Origin of the sequence: Vibrio sp. YT-16, from assembly GCF_033337405.1 — a bacterium.
GTDB classification, from domain to species: domain Bacteria; phylum Pseudomonadota; class Gammaproteobacteria; order Enterobacterales; family Vibrionaceae; genus Vibrio; species Vibrio alginolyticus.
The window spans coordinates 446,051-466,059 of record NZ_JAWOQQ010000003.1 but is presented as its reverse complement, the minus strand read 5'-3'; the positions used below and the strand labels follow the sequence as shown (position 1 = coordinate 466,059).

The window sequence follows — 20,009 nt, the reverse complement described above, 5'->3', positions numbered from 1 at the left end:
ATGACTTTAGGTACCGCGAATGAATTTGCGAACGTTTTACTATCTTTTGATACAAAAGTCAGTAAAATACCGAAACAAAAGCTCAAATGATAATAATTACAATTAAGCTTAGCGTTAATCATAATTATCGGGAATAGATTTATGCAAAAGAATAACTCACTGACCATCGCTATCCGCAACGCGTTGGTTTGTGCTTTAGCACCTACAGCAGTGGTTGCATTCACAGCACAAGCTCAAGAAGACGTCGTACAAGATGACGTGATTGCCATGGAGACCATAACGGTCACCGCGCAAGCACTTAAAGTAGAAACCCCGGCAGCAGAAACGCCGCGCAGCGTATCTATCATTTCTGAAGATGAACTTCGTGTTCGTGCACCGAAAAAGCTAGATGAAGCATTACGCTACACGTCTGGTGTAACCGCTCAGCCTTATGGCGCAGACAACGACACTGATTGGTTCAAAGTTCGTGGATTTGATGCAGCGACTTACCTAAACGGCAACCGCCTATTCCGCGATGGTTACTACACATGGTTGGTCGAACCTTACGGCCTAGAAAGTGTAGAAGTCGTTAAAGGTCCATCGGCTATTCTGTTTGGTGAATCGGCACCAGGCGGTATCGTGAATGCGGTGCAGAAAAAACCAACGTTTACGCCTCAAGGCGAAGTAAAAGTCGAAGTTGGCAACAACCAACACCAATCCGTAGGTTTTGACATTGCTGACGAAGCAAACGACGCAGGCACTGTGCGCTATCGTTTGGTTGGCTTGATGACAAGCCAAGATGGTGAACTGGACGGCACAAATAACGAGCGTTTCTACCTAGCGCCAAGTGTCGAGTTCGACATTTCTGACCGTACAATGCTGACCGTTTTGGCAACTTACCTTCATGATGACGGTGTACCAACTAACCCATTCTTCCCGGCAGCAGGTACTCTGATTGGTTCTAACTTTGGCAAAATCGATCCTTCGACTAACCTTGGTCAGCCAAACTACGATAAATACGAACGCACGCAGTTTTCTCTAGGTTACTTACTAGAGCACGACATCAATGACACGTGGTCACTCTCGCAAAACCTCAACTACGGTTCGAATGAGTTGTACTTGCGCAGCTCTTACGCGTTCTCAAACAACGATCCAGCGAAAGAAGAGTTAACGCAAGGCATCGTATTCCGTGACGGAAAAAACCAGAGCATCACGTTCGATAACAATGCCGTCGGCAACTGGATGACAGACAACGCAGAGCACACAGTGCTTATCGGTATGGATCTGCAATTCCACAAAACCGATGGCGACGAGCAGGACAACTACGCATTTGGTACCATCAATCCGTGGAACCCAGTTTACGGCAACTTCACCCCTCTTGATCCTGCCAACAACGTGAAACGTGAGATTGAGAAATCTCAAGCAAGTCTCTATTCACAATACCAATTGAAACTGCATGAACAGTGGATTGGTAACATAGGTGCTCGTTACGATTGGGTGAAAACAGAAAACTCTGGCAAAGGCGCTACCGTTGATCAAAGTGAATCTCGTGATGATGGTCAGCTCTCTCTAAGTGCGGGTGTGATGTACCTTGCAAACAATGGCCTGTCACCTTACGCAAACTACTCTCAGTCGTTTGAAGTGATCAGCACTATTGATGCGGCAACCAATGAACTTTACAAACCGCTGGAAGGCGAGCAAGTAGAAGTGGGTGTGAAGTATGAGCCAAACTTTATGGATGGCTTTATCAACCTTGCATGGTTCGACATCACGCAAAAGAACGCGTTGGTTACTAACCCATCAACATGGATTGCGACACAAACAGGTGAAGTGACATCTCAAGGTATTGAGCTAGAAAGCACGGCGCAGCTAACCGACGATCTAAAGCTGATGGCAAGCTACACCTACACTAAAGCGAAAACAGATGAGAGCTTTGGCCAAGGTAAAAAACAAGCCGCACTTATTCCTGAGCACCAAGCGTCTGCATGGGTAGACTACAGTGCCTACAGCCTGATTCCAGGCCTCAATATCGGTACTGGTGTGCGCTACGTAGGTGAGTCAAAAGATAACCCTAAGAGCTCGAACCTAACTGTTCCTTCAGTCACTCTTTGGGATGCGTCAGTCACTTACGACATCACTTCACAGTGGCAAGCACAGCTAAACGTGAACAACATCCTAGATAAAGAGTTTGTTTCAGGTTGCGATTACTGGTGTTACTACGGCCAGTCTCGCTCTGTTATGCTAAACGCAAACTACCGCTGGTAATTGTACTTCTACTCCCCTCTATTGAGGGGAGTTTTCTCCTAAGAGCCATCCATGTTTCAACTGTCTAATATTGAGATCGTGCGAGGTGGACGTCAGATCCTCGGCATCGAACAACTTAACATCCCAACAAATGAGCTAACGGTCGTTTTAGGCCATAACGGTTCAGGTAAGTCGACACTGGTGAACCTGCTTTCTGGTCAAATGCCACCAGATAAAGGCACGGTAACACTAAACGATACTTCCCTTTCATCACTCAAAACCAAAGAGTTGGCAAAACAGATCGCCTATTTGCCACAAAAGCTGCCCTCTTCGGCTGGTTTAACGGTAGAAGAGCTAGTGCGCTTAGGTCGCTTTCCGTGGCGTGGGGCACTTGGTCGTTGGAAAACCGAAGACAAACAGATCATCACGCAGGCTATGGAACGAACAGGAGTTACACCTTTTGCTCAAGCTTTGGCGGATGACTTATCGGGCGGCGAACGCCAACGTGCTTGGGTGTCTATGCTACTGGCTCAACAATCGCCAATTTTAATTCTCGATGAGCCAACCTCGGCGCTCGATGTTCACCATCAGTTTCAACTAATGGCGCTGCTGGCAGAACTGAATCGAACCGAGAATGTAGGCATTATCGTGATCCTGCACGATCTGAACTTAGCACTGCGCTACGCCACCCACATTGTTGCGCTCAAAAAAGGTAAGATTGCCTTTGAAGGCAACGCCGACATGTTGTTAGACGAGGCACGCCTTTCTAAACTATATGAGTCACCAATTAAGCTGATTGAGCACCCAAGCCCGGCTAACACATTAGCGAGCCAAAAGGTGGCTGTTGTATGCGCATAATGGCTCGTTTACTTACCGTGGTTACACAATCTGCTTTTCTCCTCGCATTTTTTATGACCAATGCACATGCAGTCATCACCGTTACCGATGAATATGGTGAGCATAGTTTTGAGCACGCGCCACAACGCGTTGTAGCCTTAAACTGGGACATCTTAGAACAAGTTTTGGCGCTAAACGTAGAACCAATCGCAGCCCCAAATTTACCAGGCTACCGCCAATGGGTCGTCAATCCAACTGCACCAGAATCAATTGAAGATATTGGAACCCGAGCAGAGCCCAACTTAGAAAAAATAGCCAGTTTGAAACCAGATGTCATCCTTGCTGCGTCTCCACAGCAAGACTTGATTCCGTTACTCAAACAAATTGCTCCGGTAATCTATTTACCTAATTTTTCTGAAAATGAGGCCGCTGCTGAAACGGCCATTCGTCACTTTCGTACGCTCAGCAAGCTATTCAATAAAGAGGCACTTGCTGAACAGAAACTGGCAGAATTAGATTCTTCATTTGCGCAGATGCGCCAGCGAATTCGCCACTATTACTCTTCTCCACTCAGCGTTCTTGTGATGCGATTTTCAACTCCGAATACTGTATTACTTGCAACCGAAAACTCCACCACTGACTACGTGGTTAGAAAACTGGGATTACAGGCTCCAATTAAAGAGGACCCACGAGCGTGGGGAGTAAAGCAAGATCGAATCAATCGGCTTCAGGGCCTTCAAAACAGCTACGTTCTCTACGTACAACCTTTCCCAGAAGAACGAAAACTGAAAGAGTCGCCACTTTGGCAAGCGATGCCGTTTGTGAAAAAGCAGCGGGTAAATTCAGTCAGAGCAGTGTGGGCGTATGGCGGTGCCATGTCTTTGCAATACACCGCTGAAGCGATTACCGACAGTCTAATAGAGTTGGCACCAGAACAATGAGAACGAAACATTATATTGGTTATCTGGCGCTGATTACGTTACTTAGCGTCTTTAGCCTACAAATTGATACTAATTTATCACTTTTCGAACAATGGCAATTATTAACAAAACCAGAGGTAGCAACCGAGTTTCGTGATGTATTCTTTACGCAAGCGCAACTTCCTAGGTTAAGTATGACCCTGCTTGTTGGTGCCATGCTTGGTCTCACCGGCAGCTTAATGCAGCAATTAACGCAGAATAACCTCACCTCGCCGTTGACTCTTGGCACCTCTTCTGGTGCTTGGCTTGCATTAGTCGTGGTAAACATTTGGTTCGTCGATTGGGTCGCCGATTACTCTGCATTAGCCGCAATGTTTGGGGCTTTAGTGGCGTTTGGCCTGATCGTATCAATTGCCGGTGTGCGTAATATGACAGGTTTGCCGTTGGTCGTTTCGGGGATGGTGATCAATATCTTGCTCGGTTCTATCGCCACAGCCATTATTATTTTAAACGCCCAGTTCGCACAGAATATTTTTATGTGGGGAGCAGGAGACCTCTCTCAATACAGCTGGGATTGGTTTGAGTGGTTATTGCCTCGCTGCGCTATCGCAATCGTAATTTTGATCGTCGCACCACGTATTCTGACCTTAATGAAACTAGGACAAGAAGGCGCAGCAGCCCGAGGCTTAGCGGTATTACCCGCGTTTGGTGCGTTAATGGTGATGGGTATTTGGCTGGTATCTGCCTCCATCACCGCAGTTGGTATTATCAGCTTCATCGGATTACTGACACCCAATATTGCCAGAGCGATGGGGGCAAGAACACCGCGCGACGAATTGATCAGCAGCATGCTTTTGGGCGCAATGCTACTAATCATCACAGACTCTGCCGCTATCTCGCTGAGCTTATGGTTAGAGGAAACCATTCCTAGCGGCGTAGCGGCTGCAGCTATTGGCGCTCCCGCTTTAATTTGGTTTACTCGTAAAAAACTGACGGCAACCGATCAACTTAACCTTTCAATGAGCCAAGGAAAAACGGCGCTTTCTAAACGCGCGGTATGCAGCATTGCGCTATTCAGTCTGGTTGGGATTCTAGCTTACTCATTCGTTACCCATGGTATAAACGGGATCCAATGGTCTGTGCCAGGTGAGTTCCAATGGCAATTGCGTTGGCCGCGAATGTTAACCGCACTTTCTGTCGGTATTGCGCTATCCGTTGCCGGAATCATTTTGCAACGCATTGTTTATAACCCTCTGGCAAGTCCCGATATTCTCGGTGTGTCTTCCGGAGCCACGTTTGCCATTATAACGACAGGAGTCATCGCTGGGTCGCTTCTCTCCGCATTTAGCTGGGGTATCGCTTTTTTCGGAAGTATGTCCGTATTGATGTTATTGCTGATTATCGGTAAACGAAGCCATTTTAATCCATCTAACTTCGTGTTGTCCGGCATCGCACTAACGGCACTACTAGAAGCCCTCGTTCAATTTTCGCTAGCTCAAAGTTCTGGTGACAGTTACAAAATTTTATTGTGGCTAACTGGTTCTATTTATCGAGTCACAGCCGACACCGCACTGATGCTATGTTTGGCCATAATAGTTCTGCTTGCCGCTGTATTCTCGATTTCTCGTTGGCTAACACTAATTGCCATCGGGCGACAATTCTCAAATGCACGAGGGCTTAACCCTACCGTAGCCAATACGCTTATGCTCACCATCGTTGCTTTGTTATGCGCCTTTTCTACCGCTACAGTTGGTCCAATATCTTTTGTTGGCTTGGTCGCTCCCCATATGGCGATGATGTTAGGAGCAAGAAAAGTGAAAGAGCAACTGTGTGTCGGTGCCTTAATTGGCGCAACCCTAATGTTGTGGGCAGATTGGCTAGGACAAATCGCTATTTATCCAAGTCAGGTCGCAGCTGGCACGTTGGTCGCTATTATAGGCAGCACTTACTTCCTATTTTTAATGCTGAAGAGTAAATTCAGCTAAGTTGGGAATATTGTTACAGCCTAAAAATACGCTAAGAAAAACAAACCCCGCTATTTTGATAGCGGGGTTTGAAATTAAAGGCGAAGTACGATGCTCTATTCTTCTCGCACTACAGGAAAACGTTGCTCATAAAGTTCCATAAAGTCCTTACGAATTAAGTGCTCTAAGTGGTTAGCTTTATCGGTTGGGCAGAAAATCATCACGTGCAGAATTTGTTCACCATTAATGTTGCTAGAAATATGCATATGTGGCTCAGAACCAGGAAGGTCAACACCGGCATGTTTTTCAATCATCGCATTGTAACGATGTGCAACATCAGCAAAGTAACTGCAATGTTCTTCAATTTTATCAGTTAAAATCGGTAACAGTGGATACAAATTGACGAAGTCTTTCACCACTACAGAAAAGTTGTGGTAAACGTACCGCTTCATGAAGTTGAGGTTCTTTACTGGATAGGTAAAGAACATACTATTAGGCAATGTCGCTGTTTTGCCGGTGTAATGATATTGCCCATGATGCAGGTCGATCTCTTGAATCACCGTCGCCATCATATTGTGCTCAATCACTTCACCACACAACTTTCCGACCTCAATCCAGTCTCCAACGCGAAAAGAACGCGAACTTGCTCTTTGAATCGAACCCGTAAAACACAAAATGATTTCTTTGGATGCCACTACAATGGCAACGGCAATCGCCGTTACACTCAGAGCAAACTCGTTAATTTCTGATTGCCATAAAATAAATAAAATCAGTAATGTAACAGCAAAGGTGCCATTTTTAGTTCTGGACATCCAACTACGCTGATCTTCTGAGAGAAAAGCGTGATCACCACGAATCATCGATAAAATTGCACGACGAATTAACCACATAATCGCAAAGATCAGTGCGGTAAAAATCAATTTATGAGTGAGAAGAAAATCGACAACTAACTGCACTTTCTCCATTCCACGGCTCCCTCGAATAAAAATACGGCCCAGTAACAGCTAACGATAACAAATTATTTTGTCTGTTGTCCGTGCTCACTCAAGTCTTTTTGAAATTACTCCTCTCTAAAGGCGCGATTCATGCTTTCTGTAATTGGCTTTATTAGGTAGCTCAATGGCGTTCGTGGCTCAGATAAAATAAGCACTTCGGCATTCATGCCTGAGGTTAAACGATGTTTTGTCACATCTTCCGGTGAAATTGCAATTCTAGCGAGATAAAAATCTTCTTGGTTTTCTTGCGAGAGCTTATCGGCAGAAATCGTCAGCACAGTACCGTCTAAAGGTGCCAACGTCCGTGCATTCAGAGCGGTCAGACGAACATGCGCTTGCTGGCCTGGATTCACTAAATCAATATCCTGAGGATTAACACGAGCCTCGACTAACAACTTATCGTCTTGCGGGACCAGTTCTAGTAACGTTTCACCCGAGCCAATCACACCTTTTTCGGTAAACACTTGCATGTTGACTACGCGACCAGAAATAGGTGCGTTGATCGTTGTTCTTGCGACAATATCTTGAGCGGAGCGATATTCTTCCCGAATTGCGACAATTTCCGTTTTGGTATTTCGTAGTTCCTCGACAATCTCATTCAGCCTTTCAAGCTTCAACTCTTCAATTTGCGCTAGGTTCTCATCTAACCTTTTTCTAACGGTGAGCGACTGCCTATCTAACTGGCTTAAGGTACTTCTCACCTCCGCTGCTAAGCGCTTGAGTTGAAGTAAAGTAGATTTTCCCGAGAAACCTTTTTGCACCAAGGCTTGGTTGCTGTCTATTTCTTCAGCAATAAAGTTGAGCCGTTCCGTCTCAATCACTTTGGTTTGCTGAAGGTTTTCAAGCTCTAAGTTTGCTCCAGAAATACTCTGCTCAATGATACTCAGTTTACTATCAAAGAATCGCTTTCTCGCTTCAAAGATCTTGTTTTGAACCAGTTGTGCTTCTTGTACGATATCGACACGGGGAATGCTTTCAAGATCATCAGACCATACAATCGTTGGAAGCTCATCAAGCTCCGCACTTAAACGGTTTTCCTTTGCTAGAGTATGGATAAAACGACCACTTAACGAATCCAACTTAGCCATAGCTTGACGCTTAGAAAGTTGAATCAATAACTGACCTTTTTCGACTAAATCCCCTTCCTGTACATATAGCTTTTCAATAATACCGCCTTCTAAATGCTGAATTTCTTGTCGCTTAGTGAGAACAGACAAATCACCATAAGCAATCGCTGCACTTTCTAATTTGGCTGTTGCAGCCCAGTAGCCAAGGCCTCCAAGAAAAACACTTAAGGTCACCACACCAAGTAAAATTGGTTTTCGAAAGCTTAGTCTCGCTTTGGGGCTAAAACGGTATACGATCTCGGTAGAACTCTGATTAACGGTTGGCAGTTGATTGCTCATTTCTTACCCTTGGGATATCTGTTCTTTCTTCGCCCATCAAACGTTTTAATACTTCATCTTTAGCGCCGTATAACTTGACTCGGCCGTCAGCCAAATACAACAGCCTATCCATTTGTCGTAACGTACTCGGATTGTGGGCAATGACGATAATCGTTGTACTCTGTGCTTTTAAATGGGCAATTAAACGTTGATACGCAGCCTCTCCCTCACCATCGAGGTTGGCATTCGCTTCATCGAAAATCACAATAGATGGGTCGCCATAAACGGCTCTTGCAAGAGCGATTCTCTGCCTTTCCCCCCCAGATAAACCACGGCCATTTTCACCAATAATGCAATCATAGCCTTTGTTTTTCTTGAGTATTAATTCATGACATCCTGCTAGTTGCGCCGCCTTGATGACTTTAGCGGGGTCTTCTTCTTTAAAGCGTGCGATGTTCTCTCGAATTGTGCCAGGAAATAACTCCACCTCTTGAGCGAGATACCCAAAATGTACGCCGCGATCTTCAGATGCCCATACGGAGACTTCCATACCGTCAAGAGTCACTTTACCCGCTAATGGCTTAACCGTACCTAATAACAGCCGAGCAAACGTCGATTTACCCGTACCAGAAGGGCCAATCACCCCAACAGCAACACCCGGAGGAATCGATAAGCTGAGCGATGAGAGCACTGGTTCGGTTGCTCCAGGATGGCGATAGGCTAGTCCGGTAAGCTCATAGTGTCCTTTTGGTTTAGGCAGTGGCATATCTGATTCATCTTGGCGCACGATCGCATCGATTTCTTTCAACCTTTTATAGGCGCCTTTAGCAGACATCGCACTTCGCCACGTGCCTATCGCCTGCTCCATCGGCGATAATGCCCGACTCATTAATATGGAGCTCGCGATCATCGCCCCTGCCGTTATCTCATGTTGGATTACTAACCATGCACCACCTCCCAGTAAAAATATCTGTAGTGATCCACGCACAAACTTAGAAAAGTTAGCCATGTAGATAGACTTACCTGCAACTCGCTCTTCAAGCACATTCACTTCACTCACGCGCGACTGCCACTTCTCTAAAAATGCATTCATCATCCCCATTGCGAGAATTGAATTGGAGTTTTGCGTGGCTAATTCTGCGTTGTTGATATGAGAAATCGCTCTGACTTCGCTCTCTTGCATTGTTTTACGCGTCATTAGCTCATTAAGTAGACCTAGGCTAAACAATACGATAGATCCAAGTAACGCGATGTGACCTAATATCGGGTGCAATAAATACACAAATAAAATAAACAGCGGTGTCCAGGGCGCATCCAACAGTGGGTAAGGTGCTTGACTGCTCAAAAAGCTTTTGATGTTCTGAATGTCTCTCAGAGTTTGCGAGGTATAACTCTTCCCGGTATGTGATTGATATTGAATCGTGCGCTTGAGCATGAAAGCGGAGAGTTTTGTGTCCATCCAATAACCAAAAGATTTACTCATTTGTGCTCGTGCAATGTCGATGATGGACATGGTTAACAACGCGACAATTACGATGACAGTGAGCAAGAATAAAGTATCGGTTGAGTAGGAAGATATCACTCGGTTGTACACTTGAAGCATGTACAACGGAATCGAGAGAACCAATAAGTTGATAAAAAGGCTAAAAACGATCAGCAAGCCCGCAAGCGTGCATAGTTTTTGTTTCACTTCTTTGAAAACCGTTTTTTGCACGACTACTTCCGTTTAACGTGAAAATTGTAGGCGCCAGAAATACTAGCGCCTAGCTTAAGGTAACCTCAAATCGCTCTAGAGTGTCCGATTAGTTCACCTCAGCATGGCAGAGCCACGCAAACTAATTCCCATCCAGAGTTATTTTCAGTCGTTTAGATTACGAACAGATCTGCACCATAGGTGTTGATGTCAGTTTCAGTCACGCCAATAAGTTTCACTGTTAGATCAGCCCCATCGGTAAACACTGCATTCCCAACTGCATCGTAGCTAAAGCTTAAATCACCAAAGTCAGTGACAGAGTCGCTAATGATGTGCAAAGAGTCTTCACCAATGGTGAAATCAACAACTTTGGCTTCGCCATGGCCACCAAACTTATCCGTGAACACAAACTTATCGCCATTGCTGCCGCCAACTAAAACGTTGTCACCAGAACCAGCAACAAGAATATCTTCACCGACACCACCATTTAATTTATTGTCACCCAACAAACCCAACAGCAAGTCATTACCGGTACCACCGCCGAGGTAGTCGTTTCCTGTACCAGCCCTAAGGATGTCATCTCCAGCACCACCAGTTAGGCGATCGTCGCCGTCGCCGCCGATCACATAATCATTACCGCCACCGCCAACAAACGAGTCATTACCACCAAAACCGATAAACAAATCATCGCCGCCATCGAAATCAGCAAATTGGTTATTTACACCTGCATCGCCTAAATACGTGTCATTGTCACTTGCGCTCATTTTTATTCCCTCTTAGCTTATTAATTGAATAGACCTTCTGTTCCACGTCTGACTAGATTCGTCACGACATGAGAAGTCTAATAGTCAACTGAATAGGAATAAGTTTGAATATGGGATGATATTTCAGACTGACATTTTAATAATAAATATAAAATTTAGTACTTTATAGAGTATTTTCTTTTTATTACAGCAAGTTAATACTAGTACTACAGGTTTCTCTTAGCCCAACTTGTAGCTTGCGTACGGTTCTTTACTTCTAACTTTCTAAAAATATTGTATAGATGTGATTTAATAGTATGCTCGCTGATAAATAAAGAATCAGCGATTTCCATATTTGAACCACCTTCTTTCAACATTTTTAAAACCTGAACTTCACGCCGAGTAAGCTCAACCTCAATAGCAGGTTCGATAATGTTATTTGCTTCTCTACCTCGATAATAATTTACTAGCTGATCAAGTAATCTTCGAGACAGCCAGTTATCCCCTTTTATTATTGCTTTTAATCCCTGACAAACCTTGTCCATTGAATCTCCTGGACCAAATATACCTTTTACATGAGGCCAAGAAGCGAGTTCTTCTGTGTCTAAGTCATAACCTAGATTAAGCATTATGGTTCCTAGCACTTTATTACTATCTTTTAAATAAACTAAAGTTTCGGAAGGGATCTCAACTGAAAAATCAACAAGCAAAAAGTAGCGTTCCGGAATGAGTTCATGATAGCTAGGGTTTTTAGTATCAATGATCGTTATTTTAGTTTCTGTATTTTTAGAAAGCATTTCCTTAAAGTTTTCACTCTGTAAACTTTGTTGAGTGAGCATTAGGATTTCAGGCTTTTCCATATACTGTTCCATAATGTTTCTCATACTTTCAGTGACTTAACATTCTTAAATTAGTAGTTAATCGTCAGCACTTAGTTTGATATGTAAGTGCTAGTTCACAGAGTAAAGTTATTTGCTACTTTTTTAAATTCTAAAGTTATTAAAAAGAGAATCAAAAAAAGTGTTTCTCATAAAAGAAACACTTTTAACACATTCAGGTCACAGAAATTATTAAGAGTTTACTAAATTAGGCAACCTAATATTGCAATAGCATTACACCGTTAACGAGTTGTCTGAAATATTTTCCTTTGCCCAAATAAGTGCTTGAACTCTATTTTTCACATCAATCTTCTTGAAAATATTATGTAAATGCGTTTTTACCGTATTCTCGCTGACAAATAATTGTTCGGCGATTTGTTGATTGGACGCCCCCATGGAAAGAAAGGTAATTATTTGTTGCTCTCGTTTGGTCAGAATAGCGGAAACATTCTTATTTATAGGTTTGCAATGTCGACGAAGGTAAGTAATGTACTGCTGAGAAAACTTACGGCTGAACCACATATCTCCTTGAAGCACCTTACCAATACCAACTTGCAACGTTTTTATATCATCAGAGGTATAGAAAATACCGGCCAAAGTACGCCAAGCAAAGAGATCTTCTGTCGATATGGATTGCTCACAATTAATTAAGATTTCAAGCGTGTCTTTCTGCTTGGCCGCTTTAAACTCCGCATAACGGCGAAAAATTTCATCCGTGATCACGCTGCAATCAACAATAATGGCTGATGCAAGAGATTCATGTAACACTCCGTGAATCAGATTATCTGGCGTGATTAGAGCAACACTAATACCGAGTTTGGTCTCCAATACATCTTTCAACAGAGATGACTGTAGACTTCCCTCCGTGATTAAAATAACGTTTCTTTTTTTTTGCTGCTCCATCCTGATCGCATTCCCTTGGTCGTTTTTATTGAAATACGCAATAGATTTAGATAGAGCGGTAGTATTGTCAAGTATGAAAATCACTAGTACTAATTAATAACTCATTGAAGTGTCAATAATTTTTAAGTGGCAAGTATGTGAGAGGTATTAGCATTTTTCAGACATTAAAAAAGGGAGTATAAACTCCCTTTTTGTGTTTGAGCAGGTGATTTAATCACACACGTTAGAGGCAAAACACCACCTAACTTAGTGGATTGGAACTGCGTTTTTTTGGTTAAACTTACCAAAGTGTTGTTCTAACACTTCTGGCGTCAGCTTACCTTCCGCTTCCAGCTTTTTCAGCTCAGCGACGATCGCTTTTTGCTCTTCTAGCGACGGCAGTTTTACTTCTGGCTCCTGAGCGGTTTCTTGAGAAATTTGCTCTAGTTCTTTTTCGAAGTCATTCATAGTACTTACCTAAAATTAATGATTGAACTTTTAAACTTCGCCTATTCTATCCAACTCTATAACTTGAAGCTACCAACCATCTTGTCCAAACGAGAAGAGAGCGCTTGAAGATCGCGACTTGCATCCGCCAACTCTTCTGCTGTCGCGGTTGTCATTTCATTTATCGCGTTGATTTCTTCGATATTTTGATTAATGGTATGCACCACCGTGGATTGCTCTTCCGTCGCCGTTGCAACCTGTGTATTACGATCAGAGATGTCGGTGATTCGTTCAGAAATACTGATTAATACCTCGACTGCTTCATCGGTAGAAGTAACCCCTTCTATGGTGACCGCTTTGCCCGCTTCCATAGCACTTACCGCGTCTTGTGCGTCACTTTGAAGCTGATTGATCATGCGCTGAATCTCTTCTGTAGAATCAGCCGTGCGTGAAGCTAGGTTTCTTACCTCATCAGCAACAACCGCAAAACCACGTCCCTGCTCACCAGCACGAGCAGCCTCAATTGCAGCGTTTAGCGCAAGTAAATTCGTTTGCTCAGAGATGTCACGAATTACACCCAGAATCGAGCCAATATCTTTGGTTGTCGATGCCAACTGCGTAACAACAATATTGGTTGTTTCAACATCATCGGCTAGGCGGCTGATCACCTCTTTTGCTTTCATCACAACTTCTCGACCAGTTTGAGTGTTATCTGAAGCCTGATTTGCCGTATCAGCAGCGGTAGCAGCGTTCGATGCAATTTCACTGATGGTCGCACCCATTTGGTTGATAGCTGCAACTACTTGAATGGTTTGATCACGCTGCTCTTGGCTGTTGTCGTGTGTGGATGTTGCTTTCGTTGACACACTTTCTGCCGCTTGACTTAATGAGCCACTGGTTAAAGCAACCTCTTTCATCGTGGCATGAATCTTCTCAATAAATCCATTAAAGCCTTTTGAAAGCTGAGCAATTTCATCATTACCCTTAATTTCAATACGCTGCGCCAAATCGCCTTCACCTTGCCCAAGGTCGGTAAAACGATCGGCAATCAGTCGGATTGGTTTCGTAATGCTGTTTGCTAACCATACGCCCATGAGGATGAATACAACGGCAACAATGATGGTCGTAAACAGCATTTTTTTAGCTGTCGCATTCAGGTCAGCGAATACTTCATCAACGGGAACCACGCCAATAACAAACCAGTTCATTGAAGGAACATACAAACTAGAAACAAAAGTATCCTGCCCTTCAAACTCCACATTAATTAGGTTGAAGCTATTTTTGTTCAACAGCGCACTTGCGTCACTACCAAATAGTTTAGTGATAGAAGTTTGGTTCTTACCTTGTTGGCGGTGTATTTGAATCTGGCCTTGTTCATTAGTGAGGAACACGTAACCCGTATCTTCAATTTTAAACCCATTGAGCAAAGCAACCATATCTCCCATAGATTTAGAGAGACCTGACATTGATGTACCATTAATATCTTGGAAATTGGCAAACATTTTCACTTCGCCATTTGCCTCTTGGAACACACTCACGGACGTTTCTTGACCAGACGACGTAAATCCAAAGAACCAAGCATCTTGCGTTCGGTTAAGTTGACGTAAGAATCCGTTTTGATTCCAGTAATATGCCGTTTGACGATTCGCTACCGACGCATCATTAAGACCATACTGTGATTTAACGTTATTGAGCTGCTGAACCAACTGAACTTCTACTGACGGATCACGGTCTGTATTAGATAGGGCTTCAACAATAAATTCGTTTGTAGCCAGCTGTTTTGCCGCTTGTTGCATTTCGACAACTTCGCGGTCAATTTCGGTATTGATTTGCTGCAACATCGCAGGTAGCTCGATGTCAATAAGACGATGGCTCAATACATCTCTCGCATGACGCTGAGCCATAACACCAACAATGATTGTTGATGCTAGAACAGCAAACGTAATGCCAAGTACAACCTTCTGTTTGATGCTCAAGGAATGAAGTTTCAACATATTCGGACCTTTTAAAAGAATCACTTGTTATTGGCCCCACAAGGGGAATCAGGTGCATATCTCATGACACGCACACCACGGAATCTTTATCGGCTCATATGTACAAAACTAGAGGCATTTCTCATTATATTATGAAAAATAAATGTAACACACTGTCAAATAAGCACTTTCAGAGATAGCACGTACTTGCAATTCTCTGTAGCGTCCCAATATTGAAAAGATAAATTGCAATAGAGCGTTGGAACTTTTTTCACATGGAAAATGACCAATACTCAACACGAAAATCATATGGATACCGAGAGTCCAAAGCATGCATAAATCTAACTTCGAAACTCTTCAGCAATACTTAGAGTCGCAGATCATCGGACAGCAAGATCTGGTAAAGCAACTGCTTGTTGCGCTTCTTGCGGATGGGCATATTTTAGTTGAAGGCCCTCCTGGGTTAGCAAAAACCCGTGCAGTAAAATCACTCTCAGACTGTGTTGAAGGCGACTTCCACCGCATTCAGTTCACCCCTGATTTGCTGCCAGCCGATTTAACCGGCACCGATATCTTCCGTCCCGAAACCGGAGAATTCACTTTCCAATCAGGTCCTATCTTCAACTCGCTTATTCTTGCGGATGAGATAAACCGTGCGCCAGCCAAAGTACAAGCGGCAATGCTTGAAGCAATGGCAGAGAAACAAGTCACAGCAGGTCGTCATACCTACCCGCTGCCAGAGTTGTTTTTGGTTATGGCAACTCAAAACCCGATAGAGCAAGAAGGGACCTACCCCCTTCCTGAAGCGCAGCTAGACCGCTTTTTATTGCATTTAGAAGTGGAATACCCAGATGCGGAGCATGAGCTATCTATCTTGCGTATTAACCGCGGAGAAGCAAAAGGCGAAGCAAAGGTTGAACGCCCAATGTTAAGCCAACAAGATATATTCACCGCACGTAAAGAAGTGTTGGATATTCATATGGCGGAAACGATAGAGCAGTACATCGTCCGTTTAGTTATGGCGACACGTCAAGCCAACGAATATGACACTGAGTTGGACAAGTGGTTGTCAATGGGTGTGAGTCCGCGTGCCACCATCGCTCTTGATCGCTGTGCACGTGCGCACGCTTGGCTTGCTGGTCGTGATTTTGTCTCTCCGGAAGATGTTCAAACCATGGCTTATCCGGTACTGCGCCACCGTTTATTGTTGAGTTACCACGCTCAAGCGGAAGGCATTACGGCAAACCAGGTCATCGATAAACTGCTAAACCTTGTTGGCAGTGCATAAACAGGTGAGTGATATGTCCGCTACACATTCATTACCACCTCATGCGAATGGGGTGACATTAACCCTTGAAGAGCTGCTCCAATATCGCACTCAATCTGTACGTTGGTTACCACCAGCACAGAGTCTCTGGTCGCAGATGAGTGGTAACCATACCAGTCGCCAAAAAGGGCGAGGTATGGATTTTATGGAGGTGCGCCAATATCAACCTGGCGACGATATTCGCAGCATTGATTGGCGAGTCACCGCTAGGACCGGTAAAGCACATACAAAGTTGTTTGCAGAAGATAAAGAGCAAGCGGTCATTCTTTATCTTGATCTAAGTTCTAGTCTACATTTTGGATCTAAGTATGTACTCAAATCCGTTCAATTGGCCCACTTTGCCAGTGTTCTAATTTGGCTAACTCTAGCTAAAAAAGATCGCATCGGCGCAGTGATTGATGACGGACATCAATGTCTTGAATTTCGCCCCTCTTCTTTACAAAGACAAGGGCTGCGGATTCTTAACGCCATAGTCGACATACATAATGCGCAAGTAACTCGTACTGCAAGCAACGACACTCGTACACTGCCGTATACACAAGTATTGGAGACACTTCATACGCTCACCCCAAAAGGCAGCGAATTGATTATGCTCAGTGACTTTGCCCACGTAACACCAACGGAACTGGCACAACTACGTCGACTCAAACAACACAATAGCGTAAGGGCCGTTCAGTTTTATGATCCGTTAGAAAGAGGCGAAACAGACTTTAGAGGTCAAGTGAAAGCTTCGGATGGGCAGCATAGTCAATGGTTTAACTTTGGCTCTAAAGGACAACGAAGAGAACTCGAAAGCCACTTTACCCAACATCAAGAAACCATTAAGCAGCAATGCCATTCAATAGCAATTCCATTTAACACGCTATCAAGTGGCTGGCCCTTAATTTCACAATTAAGCTAACAAACTGACAAGCAGTATTTATTAAGCAGTAATAATAATGACAACAAACAACCAAAGCCTAAACCTTGAACCTTTGATTTTGCCAAACGCACCGGATTGGTTTCCGCTCGCTTGGGGATGGTGGGTGGTGCTTGCAGCCACCTTGCTCTTCGTTTTCGGCATTTGTCTTTATGTGAGATGGCGTAAAAAACACTTACGCGCAAAAAAGACAGCATTAACACTTTTAACTCAACCTACCGCGCCTCATACCCCCTCTTCTGCTCTGGAAATATTGCGCCAGGCAGCATTGAGTTACTTTCCGCGTGAAGAGATCGCACCATTAACCGGAATCGCTTGGTATGAATTTCTCGATAGCCATACCAAAGAAAGTCGATTCGTAGACAAACAACATCAGTGGCAAGAAGCGTTGTATCAGAATTCTTCCCAAGGGCAGCATCAAAGCTTGGTAGACGATTGTGTCTTTTGGATAACCTACGCTTTGCCACCAAAGAAAAAGGCAAATAACCGTGACTGAGCAAACACTCATAACCGATCTTGCCCAATGGCTAAACATTGAATTTGTCTGGTGGTGGGCACTGTTTTTGTTGCCCATCCCATGGCTGGTATACAAGTTCCTGCCACAAGAATCTCAACAAGCCGAGATCAAATTGGCGTACTTACCAACCAATGAGAATCGCAGCAAGCCTAAGCAAGCGCTGCAAAAAGCACTTTCAATCGCGATCTGGGGCCTTCTTGTCGTCGCTTGTGCGCGTCCAGTTTGGTTTGGCGATCCCGTTGAATTCCAACCCAAGTATCGGGACTTGATGTTAGTCGTCGATCTGTCCGGTTCGATGCAGCAGGAAGACATGGAACTCAACGGCGAATATATCGATCGCCTCACAGCAGTCAAAAAAGTTCTGTCTGATTTCGTAGCAAAGAGAAAAGGTGACCGTCTCGGAGTTGTTTTGTTTGGCGACCATGCTTATTTGCAAACACCACTCACTGCAGACCGCAAAACCGTCATGCAGCAGATTAATCAAACCGTCATCGGCTTGGTTGGTCAACGAACCGCCATTGGTGATGGTATTGGTTTAGGCACAAAAACCTTTGTAGACAGTGATGCTCCGCAACGAGCCATGATTTTGCTCAGTGACGGCAGCAATACTGCAGGGGTGCTCGAGCCGCTAGAAGCAGCGGAAATTGCGAAAAAATACAACGCCACTATTTACACCGTGGGCGTGGGCGCTGGTGAAATGATGGTAAAAGAGTTTTTCATGACTCGCAAAGTCAACACCGCAGCCGACTTAGATGAACAAACACTGACTAAAGTGGCAGAGGTGACAGGTGGACAATATTTTCGAGCGCGAGATACAGAAGAGCTCGAAAAGATTTATGACACCATCAACCAGCTAGAACCCGTATCTAGCGACACACAAACTTGGCGCCCTCAGTCTGAATGGTTTCCATATCCATTAAGCGCTGCATTTGTATTGTCGGTATTGTTATTCCTATTAAGGAGAAAACATGGCTGAGTTTATTTTCCTCAATCCTTATTGGCTTTTGGGGCTCATCGTGATCCCTATTGCACTCTTGCTTAATCACAAATTTAGAGCCCAAAAGTCCACACTGATTGCCCCTCACCTATCGCGGATGCTCGGACAAAACACGCAGTCTAAGCATTACTTCACTCTATGGGGTTTAGCTTGGGCAATAACTTGCATTTCATTAGCGGGGCCAAGCTGGCAGTCCAATGCTCGACCAAGCTTTGAGTTAAACCAAAACCGTATCTTGGTGCTTGATATGTCTCGCTCTATGTTTGCTACAGACATCAAACCCAATCGGCTAGCACAAACACGTTATAAGGCGCTCGATTTGCTGCCTAAATGGAAAGAGGGAGCCACTGGACTTATTGCTTACGCTGGCGATGCCTATAACTTAAGTCCACTGACAACTGATTCCAGCACGCTTGCGGGGATTATCGAAAATTTGTCACCAGAGCTGATGCCTTTTCAAGGAGCAAACCTGCCTGCCGCGATTGAACTTGCGATCAACCAGTTTTCTCAAGCCGGCACGCAACAAGGCGATATCATCGTGTTAGCGGATGATCTTGATACGTCAGAGCTGTCTCGCGCGTTAGATTTAGTCCAAGGTACAAAGTTTCGCATTTCTGTTCTTGCCGTCGGGACTCCTAACGGTGCGCCTATCGCGCTGCCCGATGGCTCTCTGCTAAAAACGGCACAAGGCACAACCGTCGTAGCGAAAACAAATCTGAAAAATCTACAAACGCTAGCGAATACGACTGGTGGCCTATTTGTTCCTATTCAACACACCAACCGTGATGTTGAAAACATCGCGGCCTTTACCAATAACATTGGTAGCCAGCTTTCTGCGACCCAAAGCGAAGAAGTTAAAACTGATTCTCGTCTCAACAGTGGCTTTTGGTTACTGCCGTTGTTACTTCTTCCTGCGGCTTTACTGTTTCGACGCGGCCTGATTTGGGTGGTAGTTGCGACTGCAGTCCCAGTAACGTGGACACCGCATGCAGAAGCTAATCCGTTCTTAAATGCCGACCAACAAGGAGCGGAACTCTACAAGCAAGGTGAGTATGAACAGGCGCAAAACCTATTTACAAACCCAAGCTGGAAAGGAGCCGCCAGTTATCAAAAAGGTGACTACGAAGCCGCTATCGAAGCATTTTCTCATGATGCCTCCCTTAACGGCCGCTATAACCTCGCCAACTCGCTCGCTCAAAATGGTCAATTAGAAGATGCGGCTGATTTGTATAAAAAACTGCTAGAGGAAAAGCCTAACTTTGAAGCCGCGAAGAAAAACCTATCGGTTGTAGAAGAAAAGCTAAAACAG

At 44.3% G+C, this 20,009-nt stretch carries 17 protein-coding genes; 9 read left to right on the top strand and 8 right to left on the bottom strand.

Translation table 11 applies throughout. From position 1 onward, the window contains the following. Positions 1 to 141: 141 nt before the first annotated feature. From R7F07_RS08175 to fhuB, 4 genes are read left to right on the top strand one after another with little or no spacing between them, the layout of a single operon-like run. Entirely contained in the window at positions 142 to 2,244 is a 2,103-nt protein-coding gene (locus R7F07_RS08175; protein WP_171342476.1) for a TonB-dependent siderophore receptor, read from the top strand. 51 nt (positions 2,245 to 2,295) lie between these two features. Continuing rightward, entirely contained in the window at positions 2,296 to 3,081 is a 786-nt protein-coding gene (locus tag R7F07_RS08170) for an ABC transporter ATP-binding protein (protein WP_005383893.1), read from the top strand. After that, positions 3,072 to 4,001, top strand: coding sequence for an iron-siderophore ABC transporter substrate-binding protein (locus R7F07_RS08165; protein WP_171342475.1), 930 nt, complete (start codon positions 3,072 to 3,074; stop codon positions 3,999 to 4,001). The genes R7F07_RS08170 and R7F07_RS08165 overlap by 10 nt, the downstream gene beginning before the upstream one ends. Further along, entirely contained in the window at positions 3,998 to 5,965 is a 1,968-nt protein-coding gene (fhuB, locus tag R7F07_RS08160; RefSeq protein ID WP_171342474.1) for a Fe(3+)-hydroxamate ABC transporter permease FhuB, read from the top strand. The genes R7F07_RS08165 and fhuB overlap by 4 nt, the downstream gene beginning before the upstream one ends. 95 nt (positions 5,966 to 6,060) lie before the next feature. Here fhuB and R7F07_RS08155 read toward each other — a convergent pair whose 3' ends face one another. The 8 genes from R7F07_RS08155 to R7F07_RS08120 form a co-directional block, all read right to left on the bottom strand. Then, the gene (locus R7F07_RS08155; RefSeq protein ID WP_005375171.1) at positions 6,061 to 6,909 is read right to left on the bottom strand and encodes a mechanosensitive ion channel family protein; all 849 of its coding nucleotides are present in this window, start codon (positions 6,907 to 6,909) and stop codon (positions 6,061 to 6,063) included. A gap of 95 nt (positions 6,910 to 7,004) precedes the next feature. After that, entirely contained in the window at positions 7,005 to 8,345 is a 1,341-nt protein-coding gene (locus tag R7F07_RS08150; RefSeq protein ID WP_005383906.1) for an HlyD family type I secretion periplasmic adaptor subunit, read from the bottom strand. Further along, positions 8,320 to 10,038, bottom strand: coding sequence for a type I secretion system permease/ATPase (locus R7F07_RS08145; RefSeq protein ID WP_042521608.1), 1,719 nt, complete (start codon positions 10,036 to 10,038; stop codon positions 8,320 to 8,322). Before R7F07_RS08145 ends, R7F07_RS08150 begins: the two co-directional genes overlap by 26 nt. 152 nt (positions 10,039 to 10,190) lie before the next feature. Next, on the bottom strand, positions 10,191 to 10,781 hold the full coding sequence (locus R7F07_RS08140; RefSeq protein ID WP_005375168.1) for a calcium-binding protein: 591 nt from the start codon (positions 10,779 to 10,781) through the stop codon (positions 10,191 to 10,193). Positions 10,782 to 10,987: 206 nt separating this feature from the next. Beyond that, the gene (locus R7F07_RS08135; protein WP_005383910.1) at positions 10,988 to 11,644 is read right to left on the bottom strand and encodes a LuxR C-terminal-related transcriptional regulator; all 657 of its coding nucleotides are present in this window, start codon (positions 11,642 to 11,644) and stop codon (positions 10,988 to 10,990) included. A gap of 228 nt (positions 11,645 to 11,872) precedes the next feature. Further along, positions 11,873 to 12,541, bottom strand: a complete 669-nt coding sequence (locus tag R7F07_RS08130; RefSeq protein WP_021707603.1) for a LuxR C-terminal-related transcriptional regulator — start codon at positions 12,539 to 12,541, stop codon at positions 11,873 to 11,875. 246 nt (positions 12,542 to 12,787) lie between these two features. After that, positions 12,788 to 12,988 (bottom strand): restriction endonuclease subunit S, encoded by a 201-nt coding sequence (locus R7F07_RS08125; RefSeq protein ID WP_005375165.1) that lies wholly within the window; start codon positions 12,986 to 12,988, stop codon positions 12,788 to 12,790. Between the two features lie 56 nt (positions 12,989 to 13,044). Next, complete coding sequence (locus tag R7F07_RS08120; protein WP_171342473.1) at positions 13,045 to 14,961, bottom strand: methyl-accepting chemotaxis protein; 1,917 nt, start codon at positions 14,959 to 14,961, stop codon at positions 13,045 to 13,047. Positions 14,962 to 15,271: 310 nt separating this feature from the next. Here R7F07_RS08120 and R7F07_RS08115 point away from each other — a divergent pair, with 310 nt between their 5' ends. The 5 genes from R7F07_RS08115 to R7F07_RS08095 form a co-directional block, all read left to right on the top strand. Next, the gene (locus tag R7F07_RS08115) at positions 15,272 to 16,228 is read left to right on the top strand and encodes an AAA family ATPase (RefSeq protein WP_025768547.1); all 957 of its coding nucleotides are present in this window, start codon (positions 15,272 to 15,274) and stop codon (positions 16,226 to 16,228) included. 13 nt (positions 16,229 to 16,241) lie between these two features. Then, entirely contained in the window at positions 16,242 to 17,168 is a 927-nt protein-coding gene (locus R7F07_RS08110; protein ID WP_064354905.1) for a DUF58 domain-containing protein, read from the top strand. A 37-nt stretch (positions 17,169 to 17,205) separates the two neighbouring features. Continuing rightward, positions 17,206 to 17,682: a DUF4381 domain-containing protein gene (locus tag R7F07_RS08105; RefSeq protein ID WP_054574933.1), complete on the top strand. Its 477-nt coding sequence runs from the start codon at positions 17,206 to 17,208 to the stop codon at positions 17,680 to 17,682. Continuing rightward, complete coding sequence (locus R7F07_RS08100) at positions 17,675 to 18,679, top strand: vWA domain-containing protein (protein ID WP_171342472.1); 1,005 nt, start codon at positions 17,675 to 17,677, stop codon at positions 18,677 to 18,679. Before R7F07_RS08105 ends, R7F07_RS08100 begins: the two co-directional genes overlap by 8 nt. Next, on the top strand, positions 18,672 to 20,009 hold a 1,338-nt coding region (locus R7F07_RS08095), incomplete at its 3' end, for a VWA domain-containing protein (RefSeq protein WP_318110474.1). The genes R7F07_RS08100 and R7F07_RS08095, both read left to right, overlap by 8 nt.

What these genes read in the sequence shown, in the direction of transcription:
- fhuB (WP_171342474.1), top strand. Translation starts at nt 3,998, where the DNA reads ATGAGAACGAAACATTATATTGGTTATCTGGCGCTGATTACGTTACTT.
- R7F07_RS08110 (WP_064354905.1), top strand. Translation starts at nt 16,242, where the DNA reads ATGTCCGCTACACATTCATTACCACCTCATGCGAATGGGGTGACATTA.
- R7F07_RS08175 (WP_171342476.1), top strand. Translation starts at nt 142, where the DNA reads ATGCAAAAGAATAACTCACTGACCATCGCTATCCGCAACGCGTTGGTT.
- R7F07_RS08170 (WP_005383893.1), top strand. Translation starts at nt 2,296, where the DNA reads ATGTTTCAACTGTCTAATATTGAGATCGTGCGAGGTGGACGTCAGATC.
- R7F07_RS08140 (WP_005375168.1), bottom strand. Translation starts at nt 10,781, where the DNA reads ATGAGCGCAAGTGACAATGACACGTATTTAGGCGATGCAGGTGTAAAT.
- R7F07_RS08125 (WP_005375165.1), bottom strand. Translation starts at nt 12,988, where the DNA reads ATGAATGACTTCGAAAAAGAACTAGAGCAAATTTCTCAAGAAACCGCT.
- R7F07_RS08150 (WP_005383906.1), bottom strand. Translation starts at nt 8,345, where the DNA reads ATGAGCAATCAACTGCCAACCGTTAATCAGAGTTCTACCGAGATCGTA.
- R7F07_RS08135 (WP_005383910.1), bottom strand. Translation starts at nt 11,644, where the DNA reads ATGAGAAACATTATGGAACAGTATATGGAAAAGCCTGAAATCCTAATG.
- R7F07_RS08165 (WP_171342475.1), top strand. Translation starts at nt 3,072, where the DNA reads ATGCGCATAATGGCTCGTTTACTTACCGTGGTTACACAATCTGCTTTT.
- R7F07_RS08130 (WP_021707603.1), bottom strand. Translation starts at nt 12,541, where the DNA reads ATGGAGCAGCAAAAAAAAAGAAACGTTATTTTAATCACGGAGGGAAGT.
- R7F07_RS08115 (WP_025768547.1), top strand. Translation starts at nt 15,272, where the DNA reads ATGCATAAATCTAACTTCGAAACTCTTCAGCAATACTTAGAGTCGCAG.
- R7F07_RS08120 (WP_171342473.1), bottom strand. Translation starts at nt 14,961, where the DNA reads ATGTTGAAACTTCATTCCTTGAGCATCAAACAGAAGGTTGTACTTGGC.
- R7F07_RS08155 (WP_005375171.1), bottom strand. Translation starts at nt 6,909, where the DNA reads ATGGAGAAAGTGCAGTTAGTTGTCGATTTTCTTCTCACTCATAAATTG.
- R7F07_RS08105 (WP_054574933.1), top strand. Translation starts at nt 17,206, where the DNA reads ATGACAACAAACAACCAAAGCCTAAACCTTGAACCTTTGATTTTGCCA.